The following is a 15534-nucleotide window of genomic DNA, read 5'->3' on the forward strand; positions in this document are numbered from 1 at the left end:
CCAAAGTACAAATTGCTTACGTCTCATCTCTAAGCAGTTTGTTTATATTTCATTAACCATGCCACTCTTCATTACTTTTTTATAAAATTTTTACACAAAAACATAAACAGTGCTTCAAAAGACGTTCAATATGCTATAATCATCACTGAAAACTTATATTCTAGGGGTATATTTAACTATGTTAACTATTAAAGAAATCAATGACATCCTTAACGGCAAAACGATTAACGTGGATCAGCATAATGAAAATAATATTATCGATGACTTCGAAACCATTTTTAACTATGTCAATTCAAAACGCACGGCATTCTTTTCACCGAATAAAAAAACTTGGTCTCGCTTTTTAGGTCGAGGCAAAAATGCACCAGACGGTAATGATCTGATCAACCTTGAACAAGAAGATATTGGACTAATCATCACTGAAAAAGAAGTAGAGGGATTACATCACCCCATTCCACAAATTATTATCGAAGACTCTGTTGCATCTTTAAAAAAATTAGCAATTTATATTCGTAATCAGTATACAAATCCACTCATCGCAATCACTGGCTCAATGGGTAAGAGTTCTACACGTATGATTACTACTTCACTCTTACAAGACTATCATGTGTTAGAAAACAGAGGAAACAACAACGTGCGTGGGGCAATTTATTCAAACATGTTGAAGTTAATTAAAAATCCTGACTTTGCGGTTATTGAAACATCTCTCAATGCCATCAATTATATTGAAGATACTGCTGTGAATTTACGCCCTGATGTCGCTGTGATAACAGGAATTGGCGCAGCGCACTTTTCATCATTCCAAAGCATAGAAGAAATTGCAAAACTAAAGGCACGTATCTTTAACGGCTTATCTGAAGATGGGATTGCCATCATTAATGGAGACACATTGTTTGTTGACTATTTAAAGGAGCAAGCAGCTAAAAAGACAAATAACGTCTTTACGTATTCTACCGTAACATCATCTCATGCTGATCTTACACCAGAATTCATCCAATATCAGAAAGGATCTATTCATTTCGGTATTTCAGAATCTGATAGTATAGAAACCTACAAACTCAATACGATTAGTTCAGGTATGATTTCTAATACACTTGGGGCATTACTCGCATTGAAAAAACTCGGCGTATCAATTAACCCTAAAGCGTTAGAAGACTTCCAACCATTCTCAAAAATACTCAAAATGAAACAAATTCAAGCACAACATCATCAATTAACACTTATCGATGATACACATAACGCTTCATTACCAGCAATGATTAATGCTATCAAAGCTTTCGATACACAAACACAATTCTTCAAAGGAAACAAAATCATCGCAATCGGTCAGATTAGTGACTTAGGTGATAAAGCACGCGCAGTACATGAAGAACTGATTCCTGTTTTATCAGAATCAAATGCTGATTACATTCTCTGCTTGAATAATGATTTGCGTCCAGTGGTTGGTCAAGTGAAAAACAAGAACATCACGTGGTATGCAAGTATTGAAACGATGATCAATGACTTGAAGTTTTTATGTAACGAAGACTCATTGACATTGTTGAAGTCTTCCAGCGGTGGTACAGACTTCCCCGTGCTCGCTCGAAAGCTACCGCACGTATTATCAGCCAATCGCATTCAATATCAACAAGCTGAGTTGTTTGATGAAATGGCTCGCTTAGGAGAGAGCTATCTCATTATTGATAACGAGACGCTTGAGATTACTCGCGCGCATAACGCTAACAATTCAATGACAATTGATGGGATAGGTCCATTTATCTTCTATCTGTATGCTATGGACCATAACGTCGAGAACACGACACAACCACTCAAAGAATGGGGAACGAACAATCAGACATTCTATACAGGGCGCCCTATATCGACATATGCGCTCTTGAAATATGCTACAAATAGTCCACATCCGTCTGTATTATATGAATTGTCGGATCGTTTATTTAAAAACTTCCGAAATCGAAGTCAGTATACACATCAATTGATTGAGAAATATGATTTCAATCCATCTGTATCAATCAATCTTACTGGACGATTTATGAAAAAAGAACGCCAAAGTTTTTCAGTCCATGACTTGTATCAAATATTGAAAGATTACCAATATGACTTGTTCCGCTTCAGCAATACATTCATTGTCGGTCATAAACATAAAAGCGGATTTATTCGTGGGTGTGATCAAACGATCATTTTCACTTCTCATACTGATCCAGATGCACTCAAATCTTTAATTACCTTCTAATAACAAAATCGCACCACTACACATATGTATGTAGTGGTGCGATTTGTTATTACTTCTTTATTGTACAACCACACGGTCTTTCGCTGTGATTGTGATGACTTCATTCGGGAAGAAAGATATTTGTGTGGTACCAGCATCATAAAATGCTTCTTCGTCTACATGTTTTTGAATATCTTTCTTATTGTCTTTAATTTTTTCAATCTTAAGTACTAAGTCTACCAATTTTTGATTTTTATCAAAGCCTAAAATAACATCATTTTTCTCATAATATGCAATGCCTGCTTCTGTTCCAATCGACTTCACATTTTTGCCAAGTGCTTTATCCATATCTGCTTTTGTCGATTGACCCACTTTTAAGCCTTCATATTTGAAATTGTCTGCAGCTAATCCTTGATAGAAGTATTTATCTTTCAAGGCATCATTATTTTTGTGATTAAATGTTCCTTTATAACTATAATACGCCTTTTGTTCTACCTTTTTGTCAGTTTGTGTTGATTTATCCGCAGCGTATGAAACTGAAACGCCACCTAATAACAATCCTGTTGATACACCTGTCGCAACTAGCATCTTCATATATTTATTCATTTGAGTCACTCCTCTTTTCTTTCGTTCATCATAGGGTTCTACAATCACACGATATCGTATTCGCTATGTCATATAGCCATCGTTAATTTTCTATTTGATGGCATATTACTTTTATACGATATCTTAATCGTAACAAACTCATCATCAATATACACGTATTTCACTGTATCATGTCATAAATAGCCGTATAATAGTAAAAAACACAACAACTATGTGTACAATATTTAAAAAAGGATATATATTATACTGTATCCAAGATTATTGAAGTTATAAGGAGTGACATGGAATGGCTAAAAAATCACAAAAAGGATTGAGCGTTCTATCAACTGTTTTATCAGGTACAACAATCGCATTAGACAGTTATAACTACTACGTTTATCGCTCAAAAAACAAAAAACTAAGTTATTTATCTTTAGGACTTGGTTCTGCCGATATGTTGTTAGATTTCTATCTATCATTTAGTGCCAAAAATAAATTCGTCAAAGCTTGGTCACTATTCTCGCTCAGTCGCCAATTACGCGCACAAGCTGATAAATTCAAATCTATCAAGAATCAATAATGATAAAAGCAGTCAATCTCATCATGTAGAGATCGACTGCTTTTTATTTTAATGAATATATTTAAATGCTCGTACGCTATAACTTGGTATTGTACGATATGTCAACACGCCTGGTCCTGCGCTATAATTCATCTCTGATACAAGAATACTGCCATCACTATTGATACGTTCAACATAAGCAACATGTCCATAATAACCAAGATCAGATTGTAAGATAGATCCAACTGCTGGTTGATTATTTACGAGATAACCATCTCTTACAGCATTATTATCCCATGTATTTGCATTCCACCAATATGTACTGATTGCACGCCCTGCTGCTTGTCGCTTATTAAATACATGCCACGTACATTGTCCCCAGTCATAGTAATTTTTATGATTGAAAACAGGCGATGTGTTGTAAGCTGTTGTTGTCACTGTCGTTTGTGCTTGAGAACTTGTTGTTCCAGTCACTTTCAACTTTTGTCCTGGAAAGATCAAGAAACTATTTAAGCCGTTCAAGTTCATAATATTTTGGTATGTTGTTCCATATTTTGACGCAATCAACCCCAGTGAATCTCCCGGTTGTACCGTATAATAAGATCCACTTGTCGTCGTATTAGCAGTAGTTGTATTTTGACGTTGTACTGCTTGATTCGATACTGCTGACCCACTGACTTTTAACTTTTGACCAGGATGAATCAGAAATCCTCTCAAGCCGTTCAAGTTCATAATATTTTGGTATGTCGTCCCATATTTTGACGCAATCAACGCTAATGAATCGCCCGGTTGTACCGTGTAATATGCCCCCGTACCGTTGCTTGTATTCGTCTGAGTACGACCAGCATTTTGCGTTGTTGCTTGACTCGTCGCCGACCCGCTTACACGAAGTTTTTGTCCCGGAAAGATTAAGAAGTTGTTCAAGCCATTTAAACGCATAATATTTTGATACGTTGTACCATAGCGTGCTGCAATCGCTGATAACGAGTCACCACTTCTAACTGTATATGTTCCATTGGTCGCAGTATAACTTCTTTGATTGTTCGTTTGATTTGTTTGACGCACTGCTGTTCTGCCACCAGATACTTGTAACACTTGATTAGGGAAAATCAAGTTTGAGTTCAAGTTATTGTATGACTTCAGCTGTGCAATACTTATTTGATGTTTCGTGGCAATTGACCACAATGAATCGCCTGCTTGCACACGATATGTAGCTGCTTCTGCATCACTCACTGCAGCCACTGTCGAAATGGCTGATGTACCGATAACGGCTGCAATTACTTTTTTCCGCACAGTTTTTCTCTCCTCACGTAACTATTTTACATTTTTTCATTATACACGTCGTACATGTGAAAATATATACCATTTATATAACATTCTTATTACAAAATACTGATAACCACTTGTCACAATACTGACACAGCATATTATTCATTAAAAAACATGATGAAATCACTTGATTTTCAACCATTAAAGTCACATCATTTTTTCTCATCCGGCATTTAATGTATTTTTCACTTTTTGATAATAATAAACTTGCGCGAAATATAATTGTCTACAATATACTAAAGCGTTGAAAAAAGCTGGCAATCAGCTCTTCTCAACGCTTTCCAATCAATACTTTATATTTATTTTCTTGTCAATGCATCCAATGCTTGTTTCAAATCTGCCACTAAGTCTTCTGTATCTTCAATACCTAAAGAGAGTCGTACCAATCCATCCGCGATACCTTCTTTCGCACGGATATCTGCTGGGATAGAGGCATGCGTCATCAAACTCGGTACAGAAATAAGACTTTCCACAGCGCCTAAACTTTCTGCCAATGTGAAATAGCGTGTATCTGTGACTAGTTTTTTCGCCTGCTCAACATCTGCCACTTCAAATGAAACGACACCCGGTGCTCCCTCAGATTGCGCTTGATGTATCTCGTAATTCAAATGGTCTTTTTGACTTGGATGATATACGTTTAATACATTTGGATGTTCTTCCAACATAGACACCACTGCTAACGCATTCTTTTCAATTTGATCTAATCTCAAGCCGAGTGTTTTGATTCCACGTACCAACAAATAGCTGTCTTGTGGTCCAAGTACGCCCCCCGTAGAGTTTTGGATAAAACCAATATGTTCTGCAAGCGCATCATCCGATACAGCGACAAGTCCTGCAACGACATCACTATGCCCGCCTAAATATTTCGTTGCAGAGTGAACAACGATGTCCGCACCAAGTGTCAGTGGTGTTTGGAAGTAAGGCGTCATGAATGTGTTATCTACAACTGTTAGCAAGTCATGTTTACGCGCTAACTCGCTGACAGCACGAATATCAGTGATACGTAATAACGGGTTCGATGGTGTTTCAATGAAGACCATCTTCGTTTGCGGTTGAATCTGGTCTGCAATGTTTTGTACATCTGTTGTATTGACAAAGTCGAACGAAATACCATATCGCTCGAATACTTTTGTCATCGCACGGTATGTACCACCATACACATCTGATCCTACGATAACGTGATCACCTTGATCCAATAACATGATAACTGCGCTGATTGCCGCAATACCCGATCCAAATGCAAAGCCGTGTTCGCCATGTTCTAAGTCCGCGATTACAGATTCTAATGCTGTACGTGTTGGATTGGCCGTACGAGAATACTCATATCCTTGACGAAGTGAGCCAATCCCATCTTGTTCGTATGTACTCGTTTGATAAATGGGTGTTGTCACCGCCCCTGTGTAAGGGTCTGTTGTCTTGCCTCCGTGAATGAGTAATGTCTTTTTATTCATAACTTAAACGCCTCCATATTGAAATATCTGTTTTGACATATAACGATCGCTACCGTCTGGGAATACAACGACGATATCACCTTGTTCGATACGCTTAGCGACACGCAATGCCCCTTCTAGTGCTGCACCAGAAGAACTCCCTACAAGTAATCCTTCATGTCTAGCTAATTCCCGTACATGACGAAAGGCAATCTCATCTGGTACTACTTCCACACGCTCAATCCATGATGGTTCTAAAAATGGCGGCCATACTTCAACACCAATACCTTCTGTATCATGTTTGCCCTTCTCACCACCACTTAAAATAGACCCCGTCGGTTCAACAACAACGGACTTGATACCGTGTGTTTGTAGCACTTCTGAAACACCTGAGAATGTTCCACCAGAACCCGCACCTGCCACAAAGTAATCCATCGATGGCAACGCCTGTAACAGCTCTTGTGCTAATGTTTCTTTATAAGCTGCTGGGTTGTCTGGCGTTTCAAATTGATTCGTATAATAGGCACCTTCCGTTTCCGCATATTGCTTGGCTGCTTGGCGTGCACCTAGCATCCCGTCCGCTCGTGGTGTACGATATATCGTTGCACCCATCACACGCATAATCTCTATCTTCTCTTCAGAAAATCCTTCCGGCGCAAAGATCACACATTGAATATCATACTGTGATGCCACAAGTGCCAATCCAATACCTGTATTACCTGCCGTTGCCTCAACCAAGTGACCTCCACGTTGCAAGTCACCCCGTGCAATCGCTTGTTCAATTAAGTGTTTCCCAAGTCGATCTTTGACACTCCCACCCGGATTGTACATCTCTAACTTCGCAAAAATACGAACATCTTCTGTACTGTAATGTCGCAATTGCACTAATGGTGTTTGACCTACTAAATCTATCGTATTCACATCATGGACTCCTTTTCAAAACCTAGTTGATTAATAAGAATTATAGGCGAAGTCTTTCAATATTTCAATCTATACACTCCTGATGTTGCGATTCACACTTTAAATCCAATATACGTTACACTATTCATAAAGGATATTCGTACTAACACCAATCAATAAAAGGGAGTGCTTCATATGGTGATTGTCCAAACGACATTGGGGAAAATTCAAGGTATACAAAACGAAAAGAGTGATAGCTTTAAAGGGATCCCTTATGCACTGCCACCCATCGGTGAGCGACGTTTCCGACACGCCGAACTTTGGACACAAACGTGGGAAGGTATTCGTGATGCACGACAATTTGGTGCCATTCCAATCCAACCACCAAATACACTAGAAGCATTCTTCTCTGTACATCACCAAACATATGAACAGAGCGAAGATTGCCTTACACTCAATATTTGGCGACCCAATCAACATAGCAATGACGCCCCTTTACCTGTCCTACTCTACTTTTACGCCGGAAGTTTTGTAAATGGACATAGCGCACAAGATCTCTATCAACCTGAAGCCATCGTCGAACAACAACCCGTCATCGTTGTCACGTGTAATTATCGATTAGGTGCATTGGGTTTCCTTGATTGGTCAGTTATCAATGCTACGTGGAATAGCAACAATGGTTTATCCGATCAAATATGTGCATTGCGTTGGGTACATCAACACATCCATGCTTTCGGTGGAGACCCAACACGCATTACACTCATCGGCCAGTCTGCTGGCGCCATGAGTATTCAAGCTTTATTGCAACTCCCAAGCGCCCAACCACTTGTAAATAATGCTGTGCTGATGAGCGGCATTTTACAACCTGACACGGCTAAGTATGCCCAACAAAAAGCACAGGCATTTCAAGCTTTAAAGACAGAAATCACTCCTGAGACATCTTGGACAACGCTGTCGTCAGAGACTATTTTACTGCTCATGGCACGACATCAAGCACAGTATGGTAAGTCAAAAGGCCTTGAACTGCTCTATCAACCTGTATGCACAGAGACAATACCTATACAGTCTAATGCGCCTTTACCATATCCGATATGGATCGGTATGACGTCAGCAGAGGGTGATATTTATATTAAAAATGAACATAAAAAGCTAGATCCCAAACAATTTCAAAAGGTTACGACACGTGCAGGGCTTCCTAAACCGGCGACACATGACATTGACACAGCACAACAACAGCGCGACTATATCACTCATTATTACTTTCTTCGACCATTCCAGTCTTATCTCAAAAGACTGCAACAACATCATCATATCGTCTACACGTATGCGTTCGATTGGACACATCCAACACATACTTTATATCAGAGTGCGTATCATATATTAGACGTCCTGTTCTGGTTTGGACGACTTGATATTATGACGGCACAAGGAGCCACTGTGAATGCACATGATATCCAGTTAAGCCATCAGATGATTCAAGACTTGAGTACATTTGCACATACGAGTCAACTCCCAGAAAAACACCGTCATTATGCCTAAAAAAACACTCCCATCGCATTGGATGGAAGTGCTTTTCCCTGTATATTTTAAAGTAATTGTAAAATGAACACCGCTAGAATGACGAATGGTAAGACATACTTCACTAATGCGTACCATGGATAGAAGAATTTAAAGCAATCGCTTCCAAATCCTTGTTTGAGCAAGTCCTTATCAAGCAACTGCCCAACAACGAGTGTCGTTGCAAGTGCACCGAGTGGCATCAAAATATTGGATACTAAAAAGTCCATATTATCAAAAATTGTTCCTGCACCGAATTGGATATGACTCAATGATCCAAATGACAACATAGCTGGGATACTGATAATCAACACAGCGAAACTTGTTAATAATGCAACACGTGAGCGCTTTGAATTATCATTGCGTGTTAAGTTTGAAATATTTAATTCCAATAATGAAATAGAAGATGTTAACGCAGCAAACAAGAACAAGATTAAGAAAGTAAAATAGAACAATGTCCCGTAATGCATTTTATCAAATACAAGCGGTAAAACTTTGAACAATAAGCCAGGTCCTTCAGTCGGCTCGTAACCAAAAACTTGTAGCGCAGGGAAAATAGCGAGACCTGCTAAAATAGAAATAAATATATTCATGACTACAATCGACAATGCGGATGATTTAATCGTCATCTCTTTAGAAGCATAACTTGCGTATGTAATCATCCCTGTTGTACCGAGTGATAAGGCGAAGAATGACTGTCCTAAAGCGAACAACATAGACTCCATCGTAATATCTTCAATACGTGGTTGGAATAAGAAACGCACACCTTCTGATGCACCTTCTAGTGACAGCGACTTTGCGACAATCACGAGCAAAAAGATGAAGAGTAGTGGCATCATAATCTTAGATGCTTTCTCAAGTCCCTTTTCCACACCGAGCATCACAATCGCACATGTGAGCCCGATAAAAATAAATTGCCCCATAATTGTATAAACGGGGTTACTAATAATTGATTCAAACGTAATATCTGTCAAACCAGATGGCAGTACGTGTAATAATTGCATTAATACGATACCGATATAAATGACAATCCAACCGCCAATAACACTGTAAAAACCAAACAATACAAAAACGGCGATATTCCCATTCCATCCAATAATGTCCAACCATTTCTTATTCGTTAATCTACTATATATCTCTGTTGTATATGTACGGCCAACCCTTCCGACAATAAACTCCATAATCAATAAGGGAAGTCCAACTAATATTGTAAATAATAGAAACATTAACAAAAATGCACCGCCACCGTACATTCCCGCCATATACGGAAACTTCCACATGGCGCCTAATCCTATCGCTGAACCGGCACTTGCTAATATAAATCCTGTTGAGGTTTTCCACTGCGACTCTTTTCGCAACCTTTTCACCCTTTCTACGTTAAAGCGATAAAGTATTTTTCAAACGTAATTTATAGAACTATAACATACTATAAACATGCAATCAATATACCACAATCTTTTTTATAAAAAAATATTATGAAAATTCTGTGTAAACATTGAATATTTCCTTTCATTTGGTATGATTAAGTTGAATAAAGAGGTGATTCATAAGATGACAGAGAAGCTAAAAGAACTTATCTATCTTATTGCGATTGTTATCAGTACACTTTGCGCATTGTCTTCTGTACTATTCAGCTTAAACCCTGCGATCACAGCCACAGTCACATTTATCGCTATCGTCACGTTCGCAGTCGTCTATTTCATAGTACCAACAACGGACAAGCGTAGTAGACGCGTTAAGTAGTCTCACTACAACACAAAACAGCATGTCTCCTATTTTGGGAAACATGCTGTTTTTCTATTTCAACGATATTATTTTTGTAGAAACTTCTCAATATAAAAAGCAGACTCTTCAATTGAACGGTATTCTGTATTAATAACGGTCGCATTAAGCTTTGCGAATACTTCTTCCGCATAAGCCAACTCTTTCTTAATACGCGCCAAGTCATTATAAGTTGCTTTCCCTGAAATTCCAAGCACTTTCACACGCTCTGTACGGATATTCATAATATATTGCGGACTGGCTGTTAAACCGAAAACTTTCAAGTCTTTTTGTTTAAACACTTCATCCGGAATACCTACTTCCGGAACGAGCGGAATGTTCGCAATCTTATAGCCTTTATTCGCCAAATACATACTGAGTGGTGTTTTAGACGTACGCGATACCCCCAGTATGAGTGCATCCGCTTCGCCAATATCTGTAAAATGCTTGCCATCATCATATTTTACAGAGTACTCGATGGCTTCGATACGTTTAAAATAATCGTCATCCAGTTTATGAATCATGCCTGTCTCAGAGACTGGCTCCACACCCGTCTTCTCTTGCACCATATTCATAAAATCAGTCATATAATCGACGTATTGAATATGATGTTTTTCTGTGTACGCCTTAGCCATTTCATTGTATTTGCGTGAAACAATCGTCGTTACAACAATCGCTTCCCTTTCTACGGCTAATGCCAAGATTGTTCGCAAATCCTCTTCACTTTTAATAAATGGAAATTTTTTAATTGTCACTTCATCAAGATTAGGAAATTGTCCCATGACTGCTTGAGTCATACGCTGTGCCGTCTCACCTAAAGCATCGGACACAATAAAAATTGTTACTTGTTTCTTGCTCACTATGATCTTCCTCTCTCAGCCTCACTCTGTGCTGTCGCAAGAATTGCACCCGGCACACGGAATGGTGAACATGAAACATAATCAATTGCTAAGTGATTGAAGTAGCCAATTGATTTTGGATCGCCACCTAATTCGCCACAAACACCAATCTTAATGCTTGGTTTCACTGCTTTCGCTTGAGTAACCGCAATATCAATCAAAGCACCGACACCATCTTCATCAATTGTTTGGAATGGATCCACTGTTAAGATTTGATTTGTAACATACTCATTGATGAACTTACCTGCATCATCACGTGAGAAACCGTATGTCAATTGTGTTAAGTCATTTGTACCGAAGCTGAAGAAGTCACATTCTTCCGCTAATGCACCTGCAACCATACATGCTCGTGGTGTTTCAATCATTGTACCAATCAAGTATGAGAGTGATTGACCTGTTTCCTCCGCAAGTTTGTCGATACATTCCACAATTTGTGCTTTCAATAATTTAAATTCTTCTACTGTTGACACAAGTGGAATCATAATTTCTGGTTTACAATGAATACCTTCTTCTTGCAAACGTGCCACACTGCCCATAATTGCTTCCGCTTGCATCACATACAATTCAGGATATGTGATGGCTAAACGACAACCACGATGACCTAACATCGGGTTTGTTTCATGCAACTCCGCAATACGTTTATTCAACTGTTGTTCGGAAATATCAAGTTGTTGTGCTACATTGCGTACTTCGTCGCCTGCTTTTGGTAAAAACTCGTGCAACGGTGGGTCTAATAAACGAACAATCGTTGGACGTTCACCAGATAAACGGAAGATTTGTTCAAAGTCTTCTGTTTGATAGTCACGAATCTTGTTCAACGCTTGAATACGTGTTTCATGATCTGACGACAGAATGAATCGACGCATTTCCACAAGGCGCTCTGCCCCGAAGAACATGTGCTCTGTACGAACCAGTCCGATACCCACTGCATCGAATTGGTAACCTGCTTCGATATCTGGTTTTGTCTCAGCATTCATACGAACGTCTAAGCGTGCCACTTCTTTTGCCCATGACATAAACTGATCGAAAGCTTCACTATGTTCCGCACTTGTTGTTTCGACGACACCGATGTAGATGTCACCATTCGCACCGTCAACAGATACTTCATCCAGTTCATGAATCACTCCGCCAGCATATGTTACCGTTTTGTTGACTGTATCAATTTCTAAGTCCGAGCAACCTGTCACACAGCATTTACCCATACCACGTGCAACAACGGCAGCGTGTGATGTCATTCCACCGTGTGTCGTCACGATCGCTTCACTAGCAACCATCCCTTCAATGTCTTCAGGTGACGTTTCAGGACGCATTAAGATAACTTTCTCCCCTTGTTCAGCACGTATCTTCGCATCATCAGCTGAGAACACAACACGTCCTGTTGCTGCACCTGGACTTGCCGGTAAGCCTGCTTTAGAAACCACTTCTGCTGCTTCCAATGCTGTTTCTTTGAATGTTGGGTGTAACAATGTGTCAATCGACTTCACATCCACCTTCGTCACTGCTTCTTCTTTCGTCAGCACACCTTCGTCAACAAGGTCAACCGCAATCTGTATCGCAGCTTTCGCCGTACGCTTACCATTACGTGTCTGTAAGATGTAGAGATGTTCATTTTCAATTGTGAATTCGATATCCTGCATATCTTTGTAATGTGCTTCTAGCTGTTCTGATACTTTGACAAATGCTGCATGAACATCAGGCAATTGTTCTTTTAACGTATCGATATCTTGTGGCGTACGAATACCGGCCACAACGTCCTCGCCTTGCGCATTTAACAAGTATTCACCGAACAACTTCGCTTCACCAGTAGCAGGGTTACGTGTAAAGGCAACACCTGTCCCACTCTTCGGACCACTGTTACCGAACACCATTTCTTGTACGTTGACGGCTGTACCGATATCATGTGGAATATCGTTCAAGTCACGATAAACACGTGCACGATCGTTATCCCATGATTTGAAGACCGCTTCAACCGCTTCTAACAATTGATCGATTGGTTCTTGTGGGAATGGCTTATACACATTCTCAACATAGACTTCTTTGTAGTGGTTACAGATCTCTTTCAAACCATCTGCTGGAATATCCGCATCATTCACATAGCCGTGCGTTTTTTTATAGCCATCAAAATATGTATCAAACGCCGTCATTGGGATGTTGTAAACAACTTCTCCGAACATTTGGAGTAAACGACGGTAGCAATCATAAGCAAATCGTGCATCATTTGTTTTTTCAGCTAACTTTTCAACATTCTCATCGTTCAGTCCTAAGTTCAAGATTGTATCCATCATACCTGGCATCGATATTTTAGCACCACTACGAACAGACACAAGTAATAGATGTTCATCTGAAGAAAATGCTTTACCAGTGCGTTCTGAAAATGCTTGTAACTGCTCTGTCAATTGTGCTTTTACTTCATCTGACAATGATTGACCACGTTGCAGGTAGTCGATACATGCTTCTGTTGTGATTGTAAAACCATCAGGAACAGGCAACCCTAAGCGCTTCATCTCAGATAAGTTTGCGCCTTTACCACCTAACAAATCTTTCAAGTCCTTATGCCCTTCATCGAATGCGTATACTAATTTTGCCATACTGTCACCTCATCGTTTAATATGTCATACTAATAATAAAAAGTATGGCATATTAATGCAAAAATGACAATCAAAAACATAAAAACAATGTAAAAGTTATGATTTCTGTCAAAATTTAATAGACAACAAAAAGATGTCATCCCTTCTTAATAAAAAAAGGCATCACATCTTCTATTTGTATGTCACATTTAAAACAACGACACTATATTTTTTATAATAATGCCTGCGACGGCTAAAATGATAAGGCTTGATATTTTGTTGAGTATCACAATATATTTTCCAGATGCATCCACACGTCCTAATTGTTTACCGATAATTGCCAAGCCGACAAACCACAACCAAGACACTGCAATTGTCGCACATGTGAATGCCACTTTCTCACTGCCACCATAGACCGACGCACTCGTGCCAATGACACAGATTGTATCCATAGTCGCATGCGTGTTTAATAACGATACTGATAATGCAAACCCAATTTGTTTGCGTGCCGACATAGATGGCTGATTGGTTGCGTCTACTGGTTTTTCCATCCATAACGACCATGCCATATAGAGTAAGAACACAAGCCCTACAATATAGATTGCAAGTTGCAAGGACGGATATTGATTTAACAATAAAGACACACCCAGAACTGCTAATAAAATGAGTAGCGTGTCACATAATCCTGCTGTGATAACAACTGGCGCAACTCTTCTCAAGCTTTTATGATTGGCTCCTTGATTGAATACAAAAACATTTTGCGCACCTAAAGGTAATATCAACCCTAAAGCCAGTAATAATCCATGCAGTGTTGCTTGAAACATCTCCATCCCCCCTCTAAAAACAAGACACCCTAGAAAGACACATTCATCTTCTAAGGTGTAAAATCAATTATTCAATAATAATATTATCTATTAATCGTGCTTTTGAAAACTTCACTGCCAATGAAATAAAGACTCTGCCTTCGATCGTTTCACAAGGTTCTAACTCTGGATAACGATATACTGCGACATCTTCAATACGACCAGATGTATTTGCTTCCAAATGATCACGTATTACAGCCACAAGTTGATCACTTTCACGCACTCCTTCGTCATATTGTGCCTGCGCTAACAACAAACTTTGATAAAGATGTGATGCTTCTTGGCGTTCATCTGCTGTTAAATAGACATTGCGTGAACTTTTCGCAAGTCCATCTGTTTCACGAACAATATCGGCACCAATCACTTTCACACTATGATTGAAATCAGCAACCATTTTTTCAACAATTGCTAACTGCTGGGCATCTTTTTTTCCAAAATATGCAAAGTCTGGTTGTACAATATTGAACAGCTTATTCACGACTGTTACTACACCGTCAAAATGACCTGGTCGTTGTGCACCTTCTAAGACTTCCGCAAGACGTCCGACCATCAAATTGATACCTAACTTATTAGGATACATTTCTTCAACACTTGGATAAAAAACATAATCCACTCCCACCGCTTCAACCGCCGCAACATCTTGCTCGATTTGTCTTGGGTAAGCATCAAAGTCTTCGTTAGGTCCAAACTGTAACGGGTTTACGAAAACACTGACTACTGTTACATCGTTATTTTTCACAGAACGACGCATCATTGATAAATGTCCATCATGTAGCGCACCCATTGTTGGAATAAAACCAATGCGCACCCCTTTACGCTTTTGCGCTTTCATCAACGCTTGCATTTCTTTAACTTCAGTGATGACTTGTGTCATG

Annotated in this window: 13 protein-coding genes; 4 read left to right on the plus strand and 9 right to left on the minus strand. The window is 39.2% G+C overall.

Features of this window, described 5'->3' with window-relative positions; translation table 11 throughout:
* Positions 1 to 178: 178 nt before the first annotated feature.
* Positions 179 to 2230: a Mur ligase family protein gene (locus MUA51_RS10330; protein ID WP_262559770.1), complete on the plus strand. Its 2052-nt coding sequence runs from the start codon at positions 179 to 181 to the stop codon at positions 2228 to 2230.
* 57 nt (positions 2231 to 2287) lie between these two features.
* On the opposite strand, the gene isaB is transcribed toward MUA51_RS10330, so the two are convergent.
* Positions 2288 to 2815, minus strand: coding sequence for an immunodominant staphylococcal antigen IsaB family protein (isaB, locus tag MUA51_RS10335; RefSeq protein ID WP_262559771.1), 528 nt, complete (start codon positions 2813 to 2815; stop codon positions 2288 to 2290).
* Between the two features lie 286 nt (positions 2816 to 3101).
* On the opposite strand from isaB, the gene MUA51_RS10340 reads away from it, so the two are divergent.
* Positions 3102 to 3374, plus strand: coding sequence for a hypothetical protein (locus MUA51_RS10340; protein WP_262559772.1), 273 nt, complete (start codon positions 3102 to 3104; stop codon positions 3372 to 3374).
* Positions 3375 to 3422: 48 nt separating this feature from the next.
* Here MUA51_RS10340 and MUA51_RS10345 read toward each other — a convergent pair whose 3' ends face one another.
* The 3 genes from MUA51_RS10345 to MUA51_RS10355 form a co-directional block, all read right to left on the minus strand.
* On the minus strand, positions 3423 to 4418 hold the full coding sequence (locus MUA51_RS10345) for a LysM peptidoglycan-binding domain-containing protein (RefSeq protein WP_346657955.1): 996 nt from the start codon (positions 4416 to 4418) through the stop codon (positions 3423 to 3425).
* Between the two features lie 563 nt (positions 4419 to 4981).
* Complete coding sequence (locus MUA51_RS10350; protein ID WP_262559775.1) at positions 4982 to 6133, minus strand: bifunctional cystathionine gamma-lyase/homocysteine desulfhydrase; 1152 nt, start codon at positions 6131 to 6133, stop codon at positions 4982 to 4984.
* 3 nt (positions 6134 to 6136) lie between these two features.
* Positions 6137 to 7033, minus strand: coding sequence for a PLP-dependent cysteine synthase family protein (locus tag MUA51_RS10355; protein WP_262559776.1), 897 nt, complete (start codon positions 7031 to 7033; stop codon positions 6137 to 6139).
* A gap of 174 nt (positions 7034 to 7207) precedes the next feature.
* On the opposite strand from MUA51_RS10355, the gene MUA51_RS10360 reads away from it, so the two are divergent.
* Positions 7208 to 8551: a carboxylesterase family protein gene (locus MUA51_RS10360; RefSeq protein WP_262559777.1), complete on the plus strand. Its 1344-nt coding sequence runs from the start codon at positions 7208 to 7210 to the stop codon at positions 8549 to 8551.
* Between the two features lie 47 nt (positions 8552 to 8598).
* Here the strand turns inward: MUA51_RS10360 and MUA51_RS10365 are convergent, their stop codons facing one another.
* The gene (locus MUA51_RS10365) at positions 8599 to 9927 is read right to left on the minus strand and encodes a sodium-dependent transporter (protein ID WP_262559778.1); all 1329 of its coding nucleotides are present in this window, start codon (positions 9925 to 9927) and stop codon (positions 8599 to 8601) included.
* 193 nt (positions 9928 to 10120) lie between these two features.
* On the opposite strand from MUA51_RS10365, the gene MUA51_RS10370 reads away from it, so the two are divergent.
* Entirely contained in the window at positions 10121 to 10312 is a 192-nt protein-coding gene (locus MUA51_RS10370) for a hypothetical protein (RefSeq protein ID WP_262559779.1), read from the plus strand.
* A gap of 68 nt (positions 10313 to 10380) precedes the next feature.
* Here the strand turns inward: MUA51_RS10370 and MUA51_RS10375 are convergent, their stop codons facing one another.
* The 4 genes from MUA51_RS10375 to panC form a co-directional block, all read right to left on the minus strand.
* Positions 10381 to 11193, minus strand: a complete 813-nt coding sequence (locus MUA51_RS10375) for a pyruvate, water dikinase regulatory protein (protein WP_481906535.1) — start codon at positions 11191 to 11193, stop codon at positions 10381 to 10383.
* On the minus strand, positions 11190 to 13817 hold the full coding sequence (gene ppdK / locus MUA51_RS10380; RefSeq protein WP_262559780.1) for a pyruvate, phosphate dikinase: 2628 nt from the start codon (positions 13815 to 13817) through the stop codon (positions 11190 to 11192). The genes MUA51_RS10375 and ppdK overlap by 4 nt, the downstream gene beginning before the upstream one ends.
* Before the next feature lie 188 nt (positions 13818 to 14005).
* The gene (locus MUA51_RS10385) at positions 14006 to 14620 is read right to left on the minus strand and encodes a LysE/ArgO family amino acid transporter (protein ID WP_262559781.1); all 615 of its coding nucleotides are present in this window, start codon (positions 14618 to 14620) and stop codon (positions 14006 to 14008) included.
* 67 nt (positions 14621 to 14687) lie between these two features.
* Positions 14688 to 15533 carry a pantoate--beta-alanine ligase gene (gene panC, locus MUA51_RS10390; protein WP_262559782.1) on the minus strand — a complete coding sequence of 282 codons (846 nt, stop codon included), beginning with the start codon at positions 15531 to 15533 and terminating at the stop codon, positions 14688 to 14690.
* Position 15534: the final 1 nt, after the last annotated feature.

Origin of the sequence: Staphylococcus sp. IVB6214, assembly GCF_025558585.1 — a bacterium.
Lineage (GTDB): Bacteria > Bacillota > Bacilli > Staphylococcales > Staphylococcaceae > Staphylococcus.

Bases quoted from the DNA above. Each gene is read 5' to 3' on its own strand.
- MUA51_RS10330 (WP_262559770.1), top strand. From the start codon at position 179: ATGTTAACTATTAAAGAAATCAATGACATCCTTAACGGCAAAACGATT.
- isaB (WP_262559771.1), bottom strand. From the start codon at position 2,815: ATGAATAAATATATGAAGATGCTAGTTGCGACAGGTGTATCAACAGGA.
- MUA51_RS10340 (WP_262559772.1), top strand. From the start codon at position 3,102: ATGGCTAAAAAATCACAAAAAGGATTGAGCGTTCTATCAACTGTTTTA.
- MUA51_RS10350 (WP_262559775.1), bottom strand. From the start codon at position 6,133: ATGAATAAAAAGACATTACTCATTCACGGAGGCAAGACAACAGACCCT.
- MUA51_RS10360 (WP_262559777.1), top strand. From the start codon at position 7,208: ATGGTGATTGTCCAAACGACATTGGGGAAAATTCAAGGTATACAAAAC.
- MUA51_RS10370 (WP_262559779.1), top strand. From the start codon at position 10,121: ATGACAGAGAAGCTAAAAGAACTTATCTATCTTATTGCGATTGTTATC.
- ppdK (WP_262559780.1), bottom strand. From the start codon at position 13,817: ATGGCAAAATTAGTATACGCATTCGATGAAGGGCATAAGGACTTGAAA.
- MUA51_RS10385 (WP_262559781.1), bottom strand. From the start codon at position 14,620: ATGTTTCAAGCAACACTGCATGGATTATTACTGGCTTTAGGGTTGATA.
- panC (WP_262559782.1), bottom strand. From the start codon at position 15,533: ATGACACAAGTCATCACTGAAGTTAAAGAAATGCAAGCGTTGATGAAA.